Origin of the sequence: Methylobacterium sp. FF17, from assembly GCF_025813715.1 — a bacterium.
Lineage (GTDB): Bacteria > Pseudomonadota > Alphaproteobacteria > Rhizobiales > Beijerinckiaceae > Methylobacterium > Methylobacterium flocculans.
The window spans coordinates 3,422,025-3,442,694 of record NZ_CP107532.1 but is presented as its reverse complement, the minus strand read 5'-3'; the positions used below and the strand labels follow the sequence as shown (position 1 = coordinate 3,442,694).

The 20,670-nt window shown below is 69.0% G+C and carries 19 protein-coding genes; 7 read left to right on the top strand and 12 right to left on the bottom strand.

Annotated features, from left to right (window positions below):
* Window positions 1-107: 107 nt before the first annotated feature.
* From OF380_RS16280 to guaA, 5 genes are all read right to left on the bottom strand, one after another.
* Complete coding sequence (locus OF380_RS16280; RefSeq protein ID WP_264045155.1) at window positions 108-323, bottom strand: hypothetical protein; 216 nt, start codon at window positions 321-323, stop codon at window positions 108-110.
* 11 nt (window positions 324-334) lie between these two features.
* A complete protein-coding gene (locus tag OF380_RS16275) occupies window positions 335-1,540 on the bottom strand; it encodes an IS701 family transposase (protein WP_404810462.1) in 1,206 nt (401 codons plus the stop codon).
* Window positions 1,541-1,595: 55 nt separating this feature from the next.
* Window positions 1,596-2,365, bottom strand: a protein-coding gene (locus OF380_RS16270) for an IS5 family transposase (protein WP_264045747.1) whose coding sequence is annotated in 2 segments (ribosomal slippage) — window positions 1,596-2,050 and window positions 2,050-2,365 — 771 coding nt in all. Because the reading frame shifts where the segments join, the coding sequence is not laid out codon by codon here.
* A 236-nt stretch (window positions 2,366-2,601) separates the two neighbouring features.
* Window positions 2,602-4,968, bottom strand: coding sequence for a hypothetical protein (locus tag OF380_RS16265; protein WP_264045745.1), 2,367 nt, complete (start codon window positions 4,966-4,968; stop codon window positions 2,602-2,604).
* 285 nt (window positions 4,969-5,253) lie between these two features.
* The gene (guaA, locus tag OF380_RS16260; RefSeq protein WP_264045743.1) at window positions 5,254-6,810 is read right to left on the bottom strand and encodes a glutamine-hydrolyzing GMP synthase; all 1,557 of its coding nucleotides are present in this window, start codon (window positions 6,808-6,810) and stop codon (window positions 5,254-5,256) included.
* Between the two features lie 165 nt (window positions 6,811-6,975).
* On the opposite strand from guaA, the gene OF380_RS16255 reads away from it, so the two are divergent.
* The gene (locus OF380_RS16255) at window positions 6,976-7,203 is read left to right on the top strand and encodes a hypothetical protein (protein ID WP_264045741.1); all 228 of its coding nucleotides are present in this window, start codon (window positions 6,976-6,978) and stop codon (window positions 7,201-7,203) included.
* A gap of 79 nt (window positions 7,204-7,282) precedes the next feature.
* Here the strand turns inward: OF380_RS16255 and OF380_RS16250 are convergent, their stop codons facing one another.
* Entirely contained in the window at window positions 7,283-8,395 is a 1,113-nt protein-coding gene (locus OF380_RS16250) for an RsmB/NOP family class I SAM-dependent RNA methyltransferase (RefSeq protein ID WP_264045739.1), read from the bottom strand.
* An 84-nt stretch (window positions 8,396-8,479) separates the two neighbouring features.
* Here OF380_RS16250 and OF380_RS16245 point away from each other — a divergent pair, with 84 nt between their 5' ends.
* Together OF380_RS16245 and OF380_RS16240 are read left to right on the top strand one after the other, a co-directional pair.
* Window positions 8,480-8,641, top strand: coding sequence for a hypothetical protein (locus tag OF380_RS16245; RefSeq protein WP_264045738.1), 162 nt, complete (start codon window positions 8,480-8,482; stop codon window positions 8,639-8,641).
* A 94-nt stretch (window positions 8,642-8,735) separates the two neighbouring features.
* Window positions 8,736-8,906: a hypothetical protein gene (locus OF380_RS16240; RefSeq protein WP_264045736.1), complete on the top strand. Its 171-nt coding sequence runs from the start codon at window positions 8,736-8,738 to the stop codon at window positions 8,904-8,906.
* On the opposite strand, the gene panE is transcribed toward OF380_RS16240, so the two are convergent.
* The 4 genes from panE to OF380_RS16220 form a co-directional block, all read right to left on the bottom strand.
* Entirely contained in the window at window positions 8,900-9,847 is a 948-nt protein-coding gene (gene panE, locus OF380_RS16235; RefSeq protein WP_264045734.1) for a 2-dehydropantoate 2-reductase, read from the bottom strand. The two genes, OF380_RS16240 and panE, sit on opposite strands and share 7 nt — an antisense overlap.
* A gap of 73 nt (window positions 9,848-9,920) precedes the next feature.
* Entirely contained in the window at window positions 9,921-10,352 is a 432-nt protein-coding gene (locus OF380_RS16230) for an MAPEG family protein (protein WP_264045733.1), read from the bottom strand.
* A 275-nt stretch (window positions 10,353-10,627) separates the two neighbouring features.
* The gene (guaB, locus tag OF380_RS16225) at window positions 10,628-12,121 is read right to left on the bottom strand and encodes an IMP dehydrogenase (RefSeq protein ID WP_264045731.1); all 1,494 of its coding nucleotides are present in this window, start codon (window positions 12,119-12,121) and stop codon (window positions 10,628-10,630) included.
* Between the two features lie 165 nt (window positions 12,122-12,286).
* On the bottom strand, window positions 12,287-13,189 hold the full coding sequence (locus tag OF380_RS16220) for a DUF3313 domain-containing protein (RefSeq protein WP_264045729.1): 903 nt from the start codon (window positions 13,187-13,189) through the stop codon (window positions 12,287-12,289).
* Window positions 13,190-13,499: 310 nt separating this feature from the next.
* Here OF380_RS16220 and OF380_RS16215 point away from each other — a divergent pair, with 310 nt between their 5' ends.
* Entirely contained in the window at window positions 13,500-14,915 is a 1,416-nt protein-coding gene (locus tag OF380_RS16215; RefSeq protein ID WP_264045726.1) for an MDR family MFS transporter, read from the top strand.
* 4 nt (window positions 14,916-14,919) lie between these two features.
* Here the strand turns inward: OF380_RS16215 and OF380_RS16210 are convergent, their stop codons facing one another.
* Both OF380_RS16210 and OF380_RS16205 read right to left on the bottom strand, forming a co-directional pair.
* On the bottom strand, window positions 14,920-15,432 hold the full coding sequence (locus OF380_RS16210; RefSeq protein ID WP_264045725.1) for a DoxX family protein: 513 nt from the start codon (window positions 15,430-15,432) through the stop codon (window positions 14,920-14,922).
* Between the two features lie 78 nt (window positions 15,433-15,510).
* Window positions 15,511-16,680: a multidrug effflux MFS transporter gene (locus OF380_RS16205; RefSeq protein ID WP_264051353.1), complete on the bottom strand. Its 1,170-nt coding sequence runs from the start codon at window positions 16,678-16,680 to the stop codon at window positions 15,511-15,513.
* 353 nt (window positions 16,681-17,033) lie between these two features.
* Between OF380_RS16205 and OF380_RS16200 the strand changes: the two genes are divergently transcribed.
* The 3 genes from OF380_RS16200 to OF380_RS16190 all read left to right on the top strand — a co-directional run bounded on the left by OF380_RS16200 (window position 17,034) and on the right by OF380_RS16190 (window position 20,670).
* Complete coding sequence (locus OF380_RS16200; protein ID WP_264045722.1) at window positions 17,034-18,437, top strand: serine hydrolase; 1,404 nt, start codon at window positions 17,034-17,036, stop codon at window positions 18,435-18,437.
* A gap of 176 nt (window positions 18,438-18,613) precedes the next feature.
* A complete protein-coding gene (gene adh, locus OF380_RS16195; protein ID WP_264045720.1) occupies window positions 18,614-20,134 on the top strand; it encodes an aldehyde dehydrogenase in 1,521 nt (506 codons plus the stop codon).
* Between the two features lie 110 nt (window positions 20,135-20,244).
* Window positions 20,245-20,670 (top strand): DUF779 domain-containing protein, encoded by a 426-nt coding sequence (locus OF380_RS16190; protein ID WP_264045718.1) that lies wholly within the window; start codon window positions 20,245-20,247, stop codon window positions 20,668-20,670.

Below are 20,670 nucleotides of genomic sequence, written 5' to 3'. Positions count from 1 at the left end.
TTGTTCCCGGTTTGTGCCCGCAAATTGCAATGATGCATATGTGCGAAAAACGACTGTTTCGTCGACGTTCATTTTTACTCAACGATCCCACACTCGCCCCCCTAGCATTACAGTTGCGTTTTGTTGCGAATGGGTTCCTTGTTCGGCGTGGACGGCCGGCCTTTGCGTCGTCGGCGCATCTTCTGGTTTACAGCACGGCGTTTCAGATGCGCTTGATGGGCCGCGGCCTGATGCGCCCGTCGCCAGAGCGACCATGCGATGACGTGAGCGGGCTGGATGCGCCGCTGCGCCAGCCGCACGGCGATGCGGCGGATCTCCTGCACCGACCAGCGGATCAGGGGGCGCGCTGTCTCGGCCGGGCTCGGCTTTTTGGGGGCGGCGCGTTGGCGTGATGGCGGATCACCGCCAGCAGGGCGAAGGCCAGCATCACCAGGCTGACGTGCCGATGCCATCCATGCCAGGAGCGGGTCTCGTTGTGGGCGAGCCCGAGTTCGGTCTTGGCGGTCTCGAACGCGTCCTCGATGCTCCAGCGCCGTCCCTCGACCGCCACCAGGGTCGCGAGCGGCGTGCCGGCCAGGCACCAGGTCGTGAAGTAGGCTTGCTCGCCGTCAGCCAGGCTGCGGCGGATCAGCAGCCCCCGCGTCCACAGGCCGGTCTGGTCGTCGGCACCATCGAGGTCAGCCAACTCACAATAGGCCCAGTCATACAGCCGCGCGCCCTTCGTTCCGTCTCCCGCCGACAGGCGCATCCAGGCCGAGGGAGCGAGGCCGTTCGCGATCGTCTCGGCAGTGCCGGCGATCTCCGGCTTGCCGACCCAGGAGTTGAATGCGTGATCGGTCTTGACCCCGAGCACGTAGCCCTTGCCCGCCCGGCGTAGCGCCATCTCGATGTCGCCGACCCCGTAGACGGTGTCGGCCGCCACCCAAGAGAACGGCACGCCCGCAGCTATCGCCCGCTCGATCATCGCCAGAGCCAGCCCCGGCTTGGTCGCGAAGCTTGTCCCCTCCGGCACGTGGGCGGCGGCCAGCCGGGTCGGATCCGAGGTCCAGGTCTTGGGCAGGTACAAGGCCCGATCGATGAAGGCATGACCGTGCCGCGAGGCATAAGCTGCGAACACACCGATCTGGCAGTTCGTGATCTTGCCGGCCGAGCCGGTGTACTGGCGATGCACCCCGCACGAAGCCTTGCCCTGCTTGAGGAAGCCGGTCTCGTCGAGGACCAGAACCGCGTCCGGGTCGGCCAGCGTCTCCAGGGCATAATCCCGCACCACGTCGCGCAGGGTGTCGGCATCCCAGCGTCCGCGACCGAGCAGCGCCTGCTGACGCCAAGGCCCAGGATCGCCCGCGGCTTCCGCCCGCATCCAACCGGTCTTACGCCGCTCCGCGCCGAGCAGTCCGTCCAGGAACGCTCCCGCCGAGGCGGCGACCCGCTCCTGGCTGAACAGGGGCCGCATGCGCCCCTTCACCTCTCGCAGAGACGAGGCCCACAACTCCAGCGTCGCCTCGATAGAGGTCCCGGTCGTCCATAATGTGCGCGTCATGGTGCTGCACAGAGTCAGAACCCCATCGAAAACGCAACTGTAATGCTAGGGTGTGTCATCGCTTGAGCCAATCGATGGCGGCGGCGAGGCAGAGGACGTTCATGAAACTGATGGCGGTCTTCTCGTATCGGGTGCCGATGGCACGCCATTCCTTGAGCCTGGCCCAGAGGCGTTCGACCTGATTGCGGTTGTTGTAGATCCAGTTCGGGCATGCGACGGGCGCTTCGTGACGTTGGGGCGGTATCGCGGGCCGAGCGCCCATATCCCAGATGTGCTCGCGGAAGGCGTGACTGGTGTAGCCGCGGTCCCCGACGACCCACTTGGGCACGCCGGGCAGCTGATCGAGGAGCGGAACCGCATGGGGCAGTTCATGGGCCTGCCCCGGTGCCAGCTGGAAGGCGATGGCGCGGCCCTGCCCGTCGGCGATCACGCACGCCTTGGTGCCATAGCCGCCACGCGAGCGGCCAAGAGCTTCACGAGCGTCTCGCTCGGCCCCAGATCCCCCCTTTTAGCGGCACCGGCTGCCTTCTGGTGCGCGCGTATGTTCGTACCGTCGAGGAACACCATTCCGAGTTGGACGCCCCGTTCCTGCACGAGGCCGAGCAGCCGCTCCCAGACGCCGGCACGGGACCAGCGGATGAAGATCTGCGCTGCCCGCCACCACGGACCCAACTCCTCCGGAATGGCCCGCCATTTGGCCCCGTTCTGATGCCGCCAGAGGATCGCCGAGAGCGTACGCTGCAGATCCTGCGGGGGTGTCTTGGCCTTGGGCCGGCAGGCCTCGACCAGGGGCTCCAGTTCAGACCATTGCGCGTCGCTCAGCATCACCCCTCCTGCATCAGAGAGAGGAAAACGCCAGCGACCCCAATCCGTTCAGGCGACGACAGGCCCTAATGGACGAACACAGCCGTAAACCCATGTGGGCGCCGAGATCCTGATGGGCCGATGGCGGGACATCGGTCCCATCCGGCCGATCGCCGTGAAGGCACGCGGGATTTCGACGCGCTCCGAGCCGTGGGTGCTAGCAGCCCTGTGAACGAGGGCGCGGCAGCCGACTTGGATCAGGTCGGTTCGGGCGAGGCCTCGATCGCCGATACCCGCGCAAGCTCCTCGGCCGACAGGTCAAAATCGCGCCGGAGGCGCACCGCGCCGGCCATGACCTCTTCTTTGCAGCCGGGGTGGTTGGTCAGGATTTCGAGCCGCAGCAGTTCGTAGGATGCGGATCCGGGCTGGCGCTGCGTCAACCGCGTCGCCACGGTCAGCGCCCGCTCGATGTCCCCTGCCAGCCAGAGGCAGCAAGCCAGATGCCGTCCGGCCAGATCGTGACGTGCCGGGACGATCGTCCCGTCCTGCACGAGCCCGAGCAGTTCGCGCACGTCCGGTCCGGGCGAAGGCTCGGTGAGCAGCAGCACGACGCCGACCATGTCGAGGTGGGCGATGAGCTTGAGCGCGGCATCGCTGCGCTCCGGGCGGCCTTGACGCCCCAACTCGTCGCGGACGAGCGCGTGCAGGTCGTCGTGGAGCGCCCGGAACTCGGTCTCGAACGCGCGCACGAAGATGTCCATGCCGTACGCGCAGAAAGCGCTCACCATCGCGAGCCGTAACTCCAGACGCTGATGGGGCGTCGTAGAGGCGAGGAGTGGCTCGATATCCCGCGTTAAGTCCAGCGTCGGGCCGCCGCTGTTCACCCGCAGGACGCCCTCGAACCGGACGAAGCAGCCGAACTGGCCGAGGATGGCCGCGCGGCGCAGGTCCCAGGGTTCGTCGGGCCTGGCTGCGGCGCGCAGGGGTCCGAGGTGCGACGGGGCATCCCAAGCGGCGACCTCGCCGAGCGCCCGGCAGAAGCCTGGCCACTGCCATTGCGCACCGGGCTCCGCGGCGAAGCGGACCAGAACCTCGGCGGCTCGGACGGGGTGATTGCGGCTGGCCCGCAGGAGCAGTTCCAGCAGCCGCCCGACCTCCTCTGGGGTGCGGGCGTTCGACAGTTCGTCGAGGAGGACACGATGGCCACGCGTGAACGTATGGTGTTCCCACCTTTGGCCGCTGCCGATAGCGTGTTCGAGTACGAACGCCTCGCCGGTATTGCCGGAGCAGACGGCCCGGAACATCTCCGCCGCGACCTCTGCGCGGTCCGCGTCCGGGCCGAGCCAGTCGCTTAGGGCCGCGCGAAGATCGCCTTCCGACCGGTCGCCGGGTCGCGTGAGTCGAGGCCACGCCGCGGCGGGCGCCGTCGGGTCGTAAGCCGTCACGGTATCGCTCGGCCGCGGCACCGCGCCGCGGATCTCCTCGCCGTCCGCGAGATAGCTGATCAGGTAGACGCGTTCGTGGCAGGCGGCGCGAAAGGCCGTCCGCAGGGTCTCGGCGACGGCGGGCACGTCCGACCAATCCAGCGCGTCGAAGAGGGCGAGCACGTCCGACAGTCCCATCGTCGGATCGTCGTCGAGATGCGCCCCGAACTTGTTGCGCGCCGGCCGCAGGCGATCGACCGCCTGTTCGAAACGATACGTCCGTAGGAAGGCCGTCAGAGGCTCCGAGGGGCCTCCCTCAGCCGCAAGCAGGTCGTCGAGACCCGTCAACGCCTGCAGCGCCCCCGCGGCGACCGGCCGGGTCACGAGGCAGTCGGCGAAGCTGACGACGTCCGTGACGAGCCGCGCCTGAAGGATTCTGCGCACCCGAGGGAACGCCGAGAACCGATCGAGCACCGCCTGATCCCAGGCAATCCAGCGCGCGATCAGGGCGAGCTGGGATGCCCGCTCGTGGAGCGGCGTCGTTCCCATGCCGCTGAGCGTCCCCGGCCGCGTCATCCCGAGCGGGTCGGCGGCGAACTCCGCGCGCGGGGCAGCGGCGGACGCGCGAAAATCTATGAGCGCGGCCGCGAAGGCGGCGTCGCCGATTTCGGCCGGAGCCGCGGGCAGCGGCGCGTAGCCCGGCAGCCCGAGGCCTGACAACGCCTCGTAGATTTGCGCGGCGCCGTCGACGAAGACACCAATCTTGCCGGCCTCCACGTCGTTCCACAGCTCGATGCGACGCCCGAAGTCGAGATCCTGGACGTGAGCGCTGAGCTTGTGCCGGGTCGTCTTGAAGTACTCGTCGAACCAAGTGGCGTAGGTCTCCTTGGCTTCGTTGAAGGCCTGGATCGATCCGAACGGCTGGACGAGCCGGCGCAGCCCGCGGCTGTGGGCGACGACGTCGTAGGCGCGCACCAGGACGTGCCGCGCGATCAGTCGGCCGGACCAGGCATCAGGCGCGGCGCCGGACAGCGCGGACGTTAGCCGCAGGTCGTCGACGAGAAAGCGCAGCTTCTCGAGGCGGATTGGGATGTCGGAACTGGCCATCCTGCGCAGATAGGTGCGGGCGTGCCCGATCTGAAGTCCGCCGGGACATCCGTAGGATTCAGCAATGGTTCGTGACACGTGAGACGTGCCCATGGACAGGCAATATCAGCAGCGGCGGATCGGGCCTTGATCGGCGTCACACATTTCTGTACGACATGTTCAGATGCGACCCGGATTCCGCCGAGGAATCAGTGGTTTGCGCGGAGTTGGCCGCTGGGTCAGAATCCTGGCGCCCCAGCCAAGTTTTTCTCACAATGTCTGATCGGTCATGCGGGTGCGTGCGTCCGCGACCCGTGATGGACCGGTTCGGTGGCTACGCCCGGCCCGACCGGAGACGGGGCGTCTCGGTCGGACGATCGGTTGCTGGGAAGCAGCCCCTCACTCCCACTCGATGGTGCCGGGCGGCTTCGAGGTGATGTCGTAGGTCACCCGGTTGATGCCCTTGACTTCGTTGATGATGCGGGTGGCGACCCGGCCGAGGAAGGCCATGTCGAAGGGGTAGAAGTCCGCGGTCATGCCGTCGACGGAGGTCACGGCGCGGAGCGCACAGACGTGGTCGTAGGTGCGCCCGTCGCCCATCACGCCCACCGTCTTCACGGGCAGGATCACCGCGAAGGCCTGCCAGATCGTGTCGTAGAGGCCCGCCTTGCGGATCTCCTCCAGGTAGATCGCGTCGGCCTTGCGCAGGGCCTCGAGCTTCTCCGGCGTGATCGTGCCGGGGCAGCGGATGGCGAGGCCCGGGCCCGGGAAGGGGTGGCGGCCGACGAAGGCCTCGGGCAGGCCGAGCTCCTTGCCGAGCACCCGGACCTCGTCCTTGAACAGTTCGCGCAGGGGCTCGACGAGCTGCATGTTCATGCGCTCGGGCAGGCCGCCCACGTTGTGGTGGCTCTTGATCGTCACCGAGGGACCGCCCGTGAACGAGACGCTCTCGATCACGTCCGGGTAAAGTGTCCCTTGCGCGAGGAAGGCGGCGCCGCCGATCTTCTTCGATTCCGCCTCGAACACGTCGATGAACAGGCGGCCGATGGTCTTGCGCTTCTGTTCGGGGTCGCTGACGCCGTCGAGTTCGCCGAGGAAGAGGTCCTGCGCCTCCACGTGGACGAGCGGGATGTTGTAGTGGTCGCGGAACAGGCGCACGACCTCCTCGGCCTCGCCCATGCGCAGCAGGCCGTGATCCACGAACACGCAGGTCAACTGCTCGCCGATCGCCTCGTGGATCAGCACGGCCGCCACGGCGCTGTCCACGCCGCCGGACAGGCCGCAGATCACCCGTTCGGTGCCGACCTGCGCGCGGATCTTCTCGATCGCCTCCTCGCGGTAGGCGCCCATGGTCCAGTCGCCGGAGCAACCCGCGATGTCACGCACGAAATTGCGGATCAGCAGGGCGCCGTGCGGGGTGTGCGCCACCTCGGGGTGGAACTGCACCGCGTAGTAGTTGCGAGCTTCGTCGGCGACTGCCGCAAAGGGTGCGTTCTTCGACATGGCCACGGTGGTGAAACCATCGGGCAGCTTGGTGACCCGGTCACCGTGACTCATCCAGACGGGGTAATGCTCGCCGACATGCCAGACGCCCTTGAACAGGGGGCAGTCGGACAGGATCTCGATCTCCGCCCGGCCAAATTCGGCATGGTGGCCGCCCTCGACCTCGCCGCCGAGCTGCGCCGCCATCGTCTGCTGCCCGTAGCAGATGCCGAAGACGGGCACGCCCGATTCGAACACGATCTGGGGCGTCCGGGGCGAGGCCTCGGTGGTCACCGATTCCGGGCCGCCCGACAGGATCACGCCCTTGGGCTTCGTCTCGGCGAAGGCCTCGGCCGCCTTGGTGAAGGGTACGATCTCGCAATAGACCCCCTCCTCGCGCACGCGGCGTGCGATGAGCTGAGTCACCTGACTGCCGAAATCGACGATGAGGATCTTGTCGTGGTCTGTCGTCATGGAACCGGAGTTAGACGAGGCCTCGGCCCCGTGCAACGGATCGCTCCGCAGAGCCGCCCCGCGAACCGCATCGGGCTGGGGATTCGGAGCGCGAACGCCTTAACGTCCTGTTCATCGTCGTGGGGCGAGACGGTGCCCCCCCAGCAACGAACAGGAGCCTCAGCCATGAGAGCCACCATCTTCGGGATCGCCGCCCTCGCCCTCACGGGCCTCGGCACCACTTCGGCCTCCGCCCTGCCCTTCGCGACCGGCATCGCGCCGGCGAACGGAATCGAGCAGGTCCGGATCGTGGAGCGCCGCGTGGTCCGCGGACCGCGCTGCACGACCGTCGTGACCAAGCGCCGGGGGCCGTTCGGCCGCACGGTCGTGGTGCGCAAGCGCCGCTGCTTCTGAGATCAAGCACCGCTGCGCCTGAGAGCGGGCGCGGTGATCGTTCGCTCCGACATGGCCCCTCGCGGGGCCATGTCTCGTTTCAGCCCCGACGCTGAAGCGTCGCGACGTAGAACCCGTCGGTGCCGGTCAGGGCCGGACTCATCTGCAGGCCGTGATCCGTCAGGCGGATGGACGCTGTGAGCTCGGGCGCGCGCTCGGCCAGGACCGATCCGGCGCCGACCACAGCGAAGTCCTCGGGACGGCGGCGGAGTAGGCCGGCCACCGCGGCATCGTTCTCCTCGGGCAGGAGCGAACAGGTGATGTAGGTGATCCGCCCGCCCGGCCGCACCAGCCGTGCGGCCCGGTCGAGCACGGCGGCCTGGTCTGTGATCCGGGTGTCGAGGGCGTTCGGGCGCATCCGCCACTTGGCGTCCGGGTTGCGACGCCAGGTGCCGGAGCCGGTGCAGGGCGCGTCCACGAGCACCCGGTCGGCGGTCCCGTCGAGGTCGGCCAGGACGTCGGTGCGGGCCTTGCCGGCGCGGGGCGTGCGGATCTCGGCCGTGGCCCCAGCCCGGCGAAGGCGCTCGTGGATCGGGGCAAGCCGGCGTGGATCGTCATCGCTGGCGATGAGGCGGCCGGCATTGCCCATCTGGGCCGCGAGACTCAAGGTCTTGCCGCCGCCGCCCGCGCAGAGGTCGATGACGGTCTCGCCGGACCGCGCGCCGCTGAGCAGGCTCGCGAGCTGCGATCCCTCGTCCTGGATCTCGTACCAGCCGTCGATGAATTCGGGCTCCACGTGCAGGGCGGGGCCGCGCCCGTCCTCGCCGAGGGGAATCCGCAGGCCGTTCGGCGCATGCGGCGTGGGAACCGGCGCCAGATGAGCGAGGCCGGCCTGCGCGTCCGCCCGACTGCGCTTCAGGGTGTTCACGCGGATATCGAGGGGCGCGCGCCGGGCCAAAGCCCGCAATTCGTCACGAGTCGCCTCACCGAACGTGGTTTCCAGAGACGGCAGCACCCATCCGGGCACGTCTCCGACAACGTGAAGGGGTGCATCGTCGAGCGTCCCTACCGTCAGGCGCTGCTGCTCGACCGAGGTCAGGGGCTCGGGCGCAAAGCGCTCGCCCGTAAACATCTCCGCGATGGTGGGCGCGGCGCGTCCGTACTGGAGCCGCAGCATCCCGATGACGAGGCTGCGCGGGCTCTCGTCCCCCATGATCCAGGCGGCCGAGGCACGGCGGCGAAGTGCATCATAGACGAGGCTCGCGATGGCGGCGCGGTCGCCGGACCCGGCGAAGCGATGCGCGAGGCCCCAATCCTTCAGGGCGTCGGCGGCGGGGCGGCGGCGCGCGGCGATGTCGGCGAGAACCTCGATGGCGGCGGAGAGTCGGGCGGGGGGGGTCAGGGCGAGATCCTCGGAATGGCGGTGGGCGCCGCGATACGGTCACGCTTCGGGCGGTGACCGGTCACATTACGGCCGAGCTTCGGGCGTGTTCGGGGACGAGCCTGTGCGACGGTGCCGCGCGGAGCGGTGATCCGGAGCTTTAGAGAACCCCATGTCGTCCGTCATCCACTTCACCGTCGCCGGCCTTCTCCTGCTCGCCGTCGCGGCCTGCTCCACGGCTCCGGCCGCCCCCGACCTCTCGGCGCCGCCCCCGCGCCGCCTCGATGCCAAGACCCAGCTCGAATACGGGTCGCCGCCTCCGTCCCCCGGACCGCGCTACTGAGCGGCGGTCTCGCGGGTTCGGCGGGCTTCGTAGGCCTTGAGGTGGGTGTAGACGCGGTCGAGCATCGGGTGCGCGACCGTGTCCGGCGCCCGCGCGATCAGGTCGCCGACAATGTGGTCGGCCTCGATCCGCGCGCGTCCCTCGATGTCGCGCAGCATCGAGGCCGTGAAGGCCGATCCCTCGGTGGTCAGGGTCTTGCGGGTGTTGGCCATCACCTCCGGGCGGGGCGCGTAGCCCGCCCCCTCGGCGATCCCCCGGCATTCCTCCATCAGCGCCTCGATGAAGGACAGGCCGCCCGGCGATGCTACGATGTCACCGATGGTCGCGCGCATCAGGCAGGTGGCGCCCGCGAGCGTCGCCAGGAAGCTCCACTTCTCCCACATCTCCAGCACCATGTGCTCGCTGAGGCGTGGCTGGAAGTTGACGCCCCGCATCAGGGCCTCGATGGCCTCGACCCGCGCCGAACGGCCACCGGCGCGCTCGCCGTAGGTCAGCGTGTGGAGCGCGTTCATCTGGCGGATCTCGCCAGCGGGTCCGAGGGTCGCCGCGATGGCGCAGGAGCCGCCGAGCACCCGTTCCGCCCCGAAGGCCGCGTCGAGGACGTCGAGGTGGCGCATGCCGTTGAGCAGCGGCAGGATCGCGGTGTCCGGTCCGACGGCCGGGGCCACGTCGGCGATGGCGGCGTCGAGGTCGTAGGCCTTGCAGGAGAAGAGCACGATGTCGAACCCGCTTCCTCCACCCGCCGCGAGGTCGCGGGCTGTCACGGTCCGCGGCGCGGGCAGGTGGAGGTTGCCGAGCGGGCTCTCCACCACGAGGCCGGCCGAGGCGAGTTTCTCCGCGCGCGCGGGCCGGACCAGGAAGGTCACGTCGCGACCGGCCTCGGCCAGGCGCGCCCCGAAATATCCACCGGTGGCCCCGGCGCCGACGACGAGAACGCGCATGGTCAGGTCCTTCGCTTCTTCAACCGGTCTTCTGTAACGGACGCGACCCCCGTCGATCCATCGCGGCCTTGCATCAGACGCCTACCGGGGCGAGGAAAATTCGGATCGCGAAGAGGATCCACATCGCCAGCAGCACCACGAAACCGACCAGGTAGGCCTGGAAGCGGTGCGGCACGTGGTTGGAGGTGAGATAGATCCCGGCATGCAGGATGCGCGAGGCCACGAAGACCCAGGCCAGGATGACGAAGACGAGGTCGGCCTTTCGCGTCGCCAGGGCGAACCCGGTCAGCACGTAGAAGAGGACGGGCAACTCGAACTGGTTCGAGAACGTGTTGGCCGCCTGCTGGGCCGGCGCCGGCCAGTTGCGCTGACCCAGGGTCAGTTCCCGCCCCTTCGCGTCCCCGCCCCGCACGGCCCGGAGGCGTGCCCGGCCGGTCCAGAGCAGGAGCGCGAAGGTGAGGAACACCTGCGCGAAGGCGGGTGCCAGTATGGCTTGCACGGTCACGGCGGATCTTTCGCGCGGATCACCCCTGCGGGATGACGAGGCCGAGATGCGCGACGAACATCGCGCAGCCGATGACGTTGATGGGGAAGCATTTGCCGCTCAGGGGACGTCGCAGGATCACGGCGCTGGAGAGCATCCGTACCCCGCGATGGAGTCCCCCGCCTGTGAAGGCAATTCGCACCGCCCGGATATCGTGCGTGGTTACAGCGCCGAGGTCTATCCGCGCCAGCACCGACCGAAGCAGGAACTGACGCGGATCGAACCGTCAGGCGAGATCAAGCGCGGCCTGGGTAGTTCGGGCTCTCGCGGGTGATGGTCACGTCATGCACGTGGCTCTCGCGCAGGCCCGCATTGGTGATGCGGATGAACTGCGCCTTCTCCTGGAACTCGGGAATCGATGGCGCGCCGACATAGCCCATGGCCGCCCGCAGGCCACCCGCGAGCTGGTGCAGCACGGCCGCGACCGGGCCCTTGTAGGGCACCTGCCCCTCGATGCCCTCGGGAACGAGCTTGTGCGTGTCGCTGACTTCGGCCTGGAAGTAGCGGTCGGCCGAGCCGCGCGCCATCGCGCCGACCGAACCCATGCCGCGATAGCTCTTGTAGGAGCGGCCCTGGTGCAGGAACACCTCGCCGGGGGCCTCGTCGGTACCGGCCAGCAGGGAGCCCAGCATGGCGACGGAGGCGCCGGCCGCGATCGCCTTGGCGAGGTCGCCCGAGTACTTGATGCCGCCATCGGCGATGACCGGCACGTCGGCGTTCTGCGCCGCCTCGACGGCCTCCATCAGGGCGGTGAGCTGGGGGACGCCGACGCCGGCCACGATGCGCGTGGTGCAGATCGAGCCCGGGCCGATGCCGACCTTGATCGCGTCGGCACCCGCATCGATCAGGGCTTGTGCACCCTCGCGCGTGGCGACGTTGCCCGCCACCACCTGCACGGCGTTGGAAAGCTGCTTCACGCGGCGCACCGCGTCGAGCACCTTGATCGAGTGCCCGTGGGCGGTGTCGACCACGATGACGTCGCAGCCCGCATCGATCAGGCGCTCGGCCCGCTCGAAGCCGCTGTCGCCCGTGGTGGTGGCAGCCGCGACCCGCAGGCGGCCCTGCTCGTCCTTGACCGCGCCCGGATAAGCGACCTGCTTCTCGATGTCCTTGACGGTGATGAGGCCGATGCAGCGGTAGTGGTCGTCGACGACGAGCAGCTTCTCGATGCGGAACTGGTGCAGCAGGCGCTTGGCCTCGTCCTGGCTCACGCCCTCGCGCACGGTGATGAGCCGGTCGCGGGTCATCAGGTCGGCGACCGTCTCCGACGAGTTGGTGGCGAAGCGCACGTCGCGGTTGGTGAGGATGCCCACCAGCTTGCCGCGCGAGCCGTTGGGCCCACGCTCCACCACCGGAATGCCGGAGATGCGGTTCTGCTTCATCAGCGAGAACGCGTCGGCCAGAGTCTCGTCGGGGTGGATGGTGATGGGGTTGAGCACCATCCCCGATTCGTACTTCTTCACGAGGCGGACCTGCTCGGCCTGCTCCGGCGGCTCGAGGTTGCGGTGGATCACGCCCATGCCGCCGTTCTGCGCCATGGCAATCGCCATCGGCGCCTCGGTCACGGTGTCCATGGCCGAGGCCAGGATCGGCAGGTTGAGGTGGATCGTACGGGTGAGCCGGCTCGCGATCTTCACGTCGGCGGGCATCACCGAGGACGCTGCGGGACGAAGCAGAACGTCGTCGAAGGTCAGACCCTCGATAATGGAATCTGCGGTGATGCGGGCCATGAACCAACTCCGAAACAGGGGCCTGAGCCGGGCCTTGTCAGGCATCGCGGCGTCATCGGGTTGGCACGGGCCAGTATCATGCGCGGGGAAGCGGCGCAAAGCGGCGAAGCGCCCGGCGCCACAGGAAAATGCGTCGGTGACGCCGTTGTCCGGTGGGGGTTGCGCCTAGCGCACGGCCCGGGGAGCGCCGGGCAGCCCTTCGGCCGGTCCCTTGTCGGTCCAGTCCGGCGGGGCGCCGACATAGTCGCCGAGGATGCCATCGAGGCCGGGCGCGCGGCCGAAGGCCTCGCAATCCGGGTCCAGCGGTGCTTCACCCAGCGTGGTGACGCGGACGCGATCGTATGTCGGCAGGGTGAGCGGCGCCTTGAACGGGTCCTGCCCGGTGGCGAGGTAGAACCCGAAATCCTGCCCGAACTCGCCCGCGAGGTCGTAGGCGTCGCTGGCCGGCGAGAACCGCGCCTGGTTGGTGAAGGCGTTGGTCGCCCCGCCCCAGACCATCGCGGCGCGCTGCCGGTTGCGCTCGTCCAGCGCCTCGGCTTCCACCGTGAGGCTGCCCAGGCCGATCGGGATGCGCGGGATCGGGATGCGGCCGACGGTGGTGGCGAAGCCGGCACCGAGCTGCGACGCGATGGTGATGCCCGCCGAAGTCGCGATCGTGGCCCCGGCGGCCGGGACGTTGGTAAGGTCGATCCGGGTCACGGCCGAGCGGACCGTCAGGTCGGCCTTGCGCGTGGAGACGACGTCGTAGCGCAGGGAGAGTTCGTAACAGAGCGCCCGGTCGGCCGCGTTCGCCACGAGCTTGCGCTCCGCCGGGGTCAGGCCCGGTGCCACCCCCTCGGGAAAGCTGGTGGGCACGATGCGCACGGTGCGGGTGGCGGCGAGCGCGGCGGGATCGACGAAGATCCGCGAGGAACTGGCCGTCTCGTCGCTGGAGGCGAGGTGGTCGTACCGGGTCAGCACGCCGGTCTCGGTGAGCACCACCGTGCCGCAGCCCGCGACGGCGAGGCCGAGGGCGGCGGATGCGGCGATCCCCGGCAACCTGCGACGATGTTCGAACCTCGGACGCATCGATGACTTTCTCAGGCACTGGATCAGCGGCCGTGCGTCATCCCGCCGAAGGGGCATGCGTCGACCGAAACGTAGGGCGAGCTTAGCGGCTCCGGGAACCGTGTGAAACGCCGCCCGGGGCCGCCCGGGTCGGTTGCCGGTCCGATGTGGCCGCAGAGCCACGGCGGATTCGGCCATGCGCCCTGCACGTTGGGCATGGCCCCTTTCATCCGGCGACCTCATGAAAATTGTCGGCCCGCGTACGAATCGCGTTCGGCTTTCGATGACGGCAGGGCATCCGAGCGGCGCGCGGTCGCCTATATCCCCGCGCATGCGTGCCTCCCAGATCGTCCCCCTCGTCGTCGCGACGGCCCTGTTCATGGAGAATACCGACGCGACGGTCATCGCTACCGCCCTTCCCACCATCGCCCGGAGCCTCGGCGAGGATCCGATCGCCCTTAAGCTCGCCCTGACGGCGTATCTCGTGAGCCTCGCGATCTTCATCCCCATCAGCGGCTGGGCGGCGGACCGGTTCGGGACGCGCACGGTGTTCCGGATCGCGCTCGGCGTCTTCATGGCGGGGTCCCTCGCCTGCGCCGCCGCGAGTTCGTTGACCGGCTTCGTCGGCGCCCGCTTCCTGCAGGGACTCGGTGGGGCCATGATGGTGCCGGTGGGTCGCCTCCTCATCCTGCGCAGCGTGCCGAAGGCCGAACTCGTCAGCGCCCTGGCCTATCTGACGATCCCCGCGTTGATCGGGCCGATCATGGGCCCACCGCTGGGCGGCCTGATCACGACCTATCTCGACTGGCGCTGGATCTTCTTCATCAACATTCCCATCGGGATCGCCGGGATCGTGCTGGCGACCCTGTATTTCGAGAACGTCCGCGAGGCGGAGCGCCCGCCCCTCGACGTCCTGGGCTTCCTGCTCTCGGGGCTCGGCCTCGCCGCGCTGATGCTGGGCATCGCCTCGACGGGGCGCCATCTGCTGCCGAACGGCGTATCGTGGGGATGCCTCGCGGCGGGCATCGTCCTGCTGGCGCTCTACCTGCGGCATTCGCGCGGCGTCGCCCACCCGGTGATCCGGCTCGACCTCCTGTCCTACCCGACCTTCCGGGCCGCCGTGACGGGGGGCAGCCTGTTCCGCATCGGTACCGGTGCAATTCCCTTCCTGCTGCCGCTGATGCTGCAGATCGGGTTCGGCCTCGACCCGCTGCAATCGGGCCTTCTCACCTTCGCGGCGGCGGCCGGGGCCCTGCTGATCAAGATCATCGGGCCCCGCATCCTGCGGACCTACGGGTTCCGGCGCGTGATGCTAGTCAACGCGGTGGTCGCCTCCGGCTTCCTGGCCGTCAACGGGCTCTTCACCGCCGAGACCCCGCACGCGCTCATCGTCTGCGCGCTGCTGCTCGGGGGCTGCGTGCGCTCGCTGCAGTTCACCTGCGTGAACGCGATCGCGTACGCCGAACTCGACACGCGCGCGATGAGCGCGGCCACGAGCCTCGCGAGCGTCGCCCAGCAGCTCTCCCTCAGCCTCGGGGTGTCCATCGGCGCCCTGGCGCTCGAGGCATCCGCCGCGGCCCAGGGGCGCCACGAGATCGAGGCCGGCGATTTCGGGCCGGCGTTCTTCACCGTCGCGGCGATCTCGCTGGCCTCGTTCCTTGCCTTCCGCCGACTCCGGCCCGATGCCGGGGCCGAGGTCTCGGGGCAGCGCCGCCTCGCCGAGGAGCCCCCGACCGCGACACCGTAGGGTCTCAGGCGGCGGCCCGGACGGGGCCGCGTCCGGCGGAGCGCTTCGGCTTCGCGCCCGACGCGCGCGCGGCCGGCTTGGCCGGGGCGGCCTTGCCGGGCATCCGTGCGCCCTGCCGCCAGCCCATCCAGCTCCAGTTCCCCGGGCCCGTCATCGCGTAGAGGAGGAAGCCGCCCGCCAGCCCGAGATCCGCGAGGAACAGCGTGCGCTCCGCGACGGCGGTCGGGCCGAGATACTGCCAGAAGGGGTGGAGCAGGACGGCCATCACCGCCACGAACATCCCGAGCGCGAGGCCGCTGAGGCGCGGCAGCACGCCGAGGATCAGGGCCAGGGGGCCGAAGACCTGAACGATCACCGCGGCCGTGGCGACGGCGTTCGGAGACGGCAGGCCGGTACCGGCGAGCGTCAGGGCGAAACCCGAGACGTTCAGCGCGCGGGCGATGCCGGTTGGTAGGAGCGCAGCGGCAAGGAGCAGGCGCGCGAGGAGAAGCGTTCCGTCTTGGGCACGGCCGGTCACGTATCGGGCTCCGTCTGGGAAGTCGGGTGCGGAGCATTGTGGGGACGGGCTGAAGACGGCGTTAAGGACGCGCGGCCCTCAACCGGAGACGCCGCCCCGGAACAGACGTCCGCGCTCGGTCCAGGCGACCACCGCCAGGGCAAGGCTTCCGAGGAGCGCGTAGCCGATGCCGATGGGCAGCACCGATCCGTCGAAGGCCTGCCCGATGAGGTAGCCGCAGAATGCGCCCAGGATCGTCGTGTAGAACCCGAGGAAGGACGAGGCGGTGCCGGCGATCTCGCCGAGGGGCTGCAGGGCGAGCGCGTTGAAGTTCGGCATGGCGAAGCTGATGAGGAACTGGTTCGCCGCCAGGATCGACAGGAACACCGCGAGCGGCGGGTGCCCGTGATAGGCGAGGCCCACCACCACCTGCAGGACCGCCACCACGACGAACAGGCTCAGACCCGCATGCGAGAGCGGCCGCATCCCGAGGCGGCGCACGAGGCGCGCATTGACCAGGGTTGCGGCGCCCATCGATCCGGCAACGAGACCGAAGGCCAGGGGGAACAGGGCGCCGAGATGGTAGAGCCCCGTATCGAACACCTGCTGGGCGGAGCCGACATAGCCCATGATGCAGCCGGTGAGCAGGCCGAGCGCCGTGGCGTAACCCACCGCGACGCGGTTGCGGAAGGTCACCCCCACCGCTTGCGCCACGGCCCGGATCGAGAGGGGCCGCCGGTACTGCGGATGCAGCGTTTCGGGCATCCGCCAGCTGAACCAGACCATCAGGATGCCGGCGAGCGCCAGCATCGAGACGAAGACGTAGATCCAGGAGCCGAACAGCAGCATCGCCCCGCCGATGGCCGGCGCGATCATCGGCACGATGAGGAAGACCATCATGATGAGCGACATCACGCTCGCCATCTCGCGCCCGGCGAAGCGGTCGCGCACGATCGCGGTGGAGAGGACGCGGCCGCTCGCGGCGCCGATGCCCTGGATGACGCGCGCGGCGAGCAGCCAGCCGAAGGACGGGGCCACCATCGCGAGGCAGGTCCCGACACCGTAGATCGCCAGACCCGCGAGCAGGACGGAGCGGCGGCCATAGGTGTCCGAGAGCGGTCCGTAGACGATCTGCGCCGCCCCGAAGCCGATCATGTAGACGTAGACGAGGAGCTGGAGGCTGTTGGCGTCGGGCACGCCGAACTGGGCCTGGATCGCCGGGAAGGCCGGCAGCAGGTTGTCGATGGAGATCGCCGTGACCGCCATCATCAGCGCGACGATACCCACGAACTCGCCGAACCCCGGCCCCGTCCAGACAGGGCCTTCCACCGGCTGCGGTCTGGCCAGCGTACGCGCTACCGGAGTGCTGCTCACCAGGGGCCGTCCTCAGAAGATCATGCGGTCGTTCGGGCTCGTCGGAGAAGAACGTTCCCGGGTCTCACATCGTGCCGGCGCGATGGCCCGGCAATCCGCGAACCCGCATGGCAGCCAAGCAGGGTGTCCGGCACGGTGCCGCCACAATCCCGCACAAGCGTCCACGGCCACGCTGCGGTGGCTGATTCCATCGCGGGTGTTTGGGCCTGACTGCGGGGCGTGCGGCGTTGGACCGGGAGGATGCGAAGGTGCCGAAGCCGCGACGTCGCATCGCCCTGTCCCTGCTCCTCCTGGTGCTCGCGAGACCCGGCGCCGCGCAAGCGGAACCCGCTCTGAGCTTCGCCGAGCGCGCCGATGCTCTCGTGCAGCCCTATGCCCGCGCGGGCATCTTCTCCGGGGCGGTGATCGTCGCGCGTGACGGCGTGGTCCTGTTCCGCCGCGCCTACGGGGCGGCGAACCGCGAATGGTCGGTGGCGAACACGCCCCATACCCGCTTCCGCATCGCCTCTCTGACGAAGCAGTTCACCGCCGCCGCGATCCTGACCCTGCAGGAGGCGGGGCGACTCTCCCTCGACGATCCGGCCGCGCGCCACATGCCGGGCCTGCCGCCGGGCTGGGGGGCGATCACCCTGCGCATGCTCCTCGACCACACCTCCGGCCTGCCCAACGTCAAGGCCCTGCCGGATTACCCGACGGCGATCGCCCGGACCGCGCGCACGCCGATGCAGGTCGTCGCCCGGCTCTTCGCCGAAAATCTTCTGTTCCCGCCGGGCAGGGGCCAGGAATACAGCAACACCGGATACATCCTCCTTGCGGCGATCGTCGAGCGCATCACGGGACTCGGATTCGCGGATGCGGTGCGGACTCTCGTCCTTCGGCCCGCCGGGCTCACCGCGACCGGGGACGCCGATCCGGAGCGGGTGCTTCCGCAGCGCGCCAGCGGCTATCACCGGGCGGACGGGACCTGGCGCAACGCGCCGCCCGTCGTGGCGGCGGCGGTTGCCGGCGCCGGCGGGCTCGTCTCGACCCTCGACGACCTTGTCGCATGGGACCGGGCCCTTCTGTCCGGCCGCGTCCTCGCGCCGGCCTCCCTCGCGACCATGGTGGAGGATCGCGGCTACGGCTACGGACTCGGATGGTATCTCGGGCGCGCCTACGGCCAACGCCTGTGGTCGCATGGCGGATTTCTCGACGGGTTCGCGGCGATCAAGGATACCTATCCGGATCTCGGCCTGACGATCGTGGTCCTCGGCAATACCGAGACCACGCCGGCCCAGACCCTGTCGCGCCGCCTTGGCGCCCTCGCGCTTGGGCAACCGGAAGCCACCGGGATCACGGTTCCGTCGAATGTGCTCGACCGATACGTCGGCATCTACCGCACCGGTCCCCGGACGGCGGTGGCCCTGACCCGCAACGGCGACCGGCTCGTGGCGCGGGGAATCGGCCTCCCCGGCCTCGTCCTGACGCCCGAGAGCGACCGCGTCTTCGTGGCCGAGGACGGATCCCGGGTCGCCCTGGACATCGAGTCCGATGGCCGCGCGACCGGACTCCTCGTCGATGCCGGGGGTGTCACGGCCTCGGGGCCACGCATCGACGCACGGACGGCCCGGCGCATCTTGGCGCGCCGCTTCGCTCGCCTGACCCCGCGCTGAGCCCTCCGCCGGGTCGCCAATCCGCGTCAGGGAGTCTACCATCGGGGCCATGCCGGAACGCCATTCCGGCTGCGTGCGAAGATCGTCGGGCCGCCCGTTGGCCAAAAGTCTATCTTGATTCGAGGCCGCGCCTGGCCTTGGCTGCGGTCTATAAAAAACAACCAGGAGGATACGCGATGAACAAGCCGGAATTTCTCAGCCAGGGCACGAAGGCCCCGTTCTCGGCCCGCTACGAGAACTTCATCGGCGGCCAGTGGGTCGCGCCCGTCGCGGGCCGCTACTTCGAGAACACCTCGCCCATCACCGGCCGGGTGATCTGCGAGGTCGCCCGCTCGGACGCCGCCGACCTCGACAAGGCGCTGGACGCCGCCCATGCCGCCAAGGAGGCCTGGGGCCGCACCGCGCCGGGCGAGCGCGCCCGCATTCTGAACAAGATCGCCGACCGGATGGAGGACAACCTCGATCTCATCGCGCTCGCCGAGACCTGGGACAACGGCAAGCCGATCCGCGAGACGACCCATGCGGACATTCCGCTGGCCATCGATCACTTCCGCTACTTCGCTGGCTGCGTGCGCGCACAGGAAGGTTCGATCTCTGAGATCGACCACGACACGGTTGCCTACCACTTCCACGAGCCTCTCGGCGTCGTCGGCCAGATCATCCCGTGGAACTTCCCGATTCTGATGGCGGTGTGGAAGCTCGCGCCCGCGCTCGCGGCCGGCAACTGCGTCGTGCTGAAGCCCGCCGAGCAGACGCCCGCCTCGATCCTGGTGGTTGCCGAACTCATCGCCGACCTGCTGCCGCCCGGCGTGCTCAACATCGTCAACGGCTTCGGTCTCGAATGCGGCAAGCCGCTCGCCTCCTCCCCCCGCATCGCCAAGATCGCCTTCACGGGCGAGACGACGACGGGCCGGCTCATCATGCAGTACGCCTCGCAGAACCTGATCCCGGTGACGCTGGAACTCGGCGGCAAGTCGCCGAACATCTTCTTCTCGGATGTGGCGAACGAGGACGACGACTTCTTCGATAAGGCGCTCGAAGGTTTCACGATGTTCGCCTTGAACCAGGGCGAGGTCTGCACCTGTCCGAGCCGCGCCCTCGTGCACGAATCGATCTACGACCGGTTCATGGAGCGGGCGATCAAGCGCGTCGAGGCGATCACGCAGGGATCCCCCCTGGACCCCGCCACGATGATCGGCGCCCAGGCCTCCTCCGAGCAGCTGGAGAAGATCCTCAGCTACGTCGATATCGGTAAGCAGGAAGGCGCCGAGTGCCTCACGGGCGGCGAGCGCAACCTGAAGGACGGCGAGTTCGCGGACGGCTACTACATGAAGCCGACGGTGTTTCGCGGCCACAACAAGATGCGCATCTTTCAGGAGGAAATCTTCGGCCCCGTGCTTTCGGTGACGACCTTCAAGGACGACGCCGACGCGCTCTCGATCGCCAACGACACCCTCTACGGCCTCGGCGCCGGCGTCTGGACCCGCGACGGGACCCGCGCCTACCGCTTCGGCCGCGCCATCCAGGCCGGCCGCGTCTGGACGAACTGCTATCACGCCTATCCCGCCCACGCGGCCTTCGGCGGCTACAAGCAGTCCGGCATCGGCCGCGAGAACCACAAGATGATGCTCGACCACTACCAGCAGACCAAGAACATGCTGGTGAGCTACTCGGCCAAGAAGCTCGGCTTCTTCTGATCCGCGCCGACCCGTCCAAACCCGAGTGAGACTCGCCCCGGCCCGCAACGGCCGGGGCTTTTTCGTTCCCCGCCCTATCTGTGCGGAAAGACCCGTCCACGGAGGAAGACATGAGCGAGACCGCCGCCCTCGATCCCACCACCGTCGACCAGGCCGGTGCCGACGGCACCCCCTTGCGCGTCACGGCGACCCCGGCCGCCATCGCGCTCGTGGAAGAATTGCGGTCGGAGCACGGCCCGGTGATGTTCCACCAGTCCGGGGGCTGCTGCGACGGCTCCTCGCCCATGTGCTACCCGGTGGGCGACTTCCTCACCGGCGACAGCGACGTGCGTCTCGGGACCGTCGCGGGCGCCGATTTCTGGATCAGCCGTCCGCAATTCGAGGTCTGGAAGCACACGCACCTCATCCTCGACGTGGTGCCGGGACGCGGGGGCATGTTCTCCCTCGAGAACGGCCGCGACAAGCGGTTCCTGATTCGCTCGCGCCTGTTCACGGAGGCCGAGAACACGGCGCTCGCGGGCGCCTGCAAGATCTGA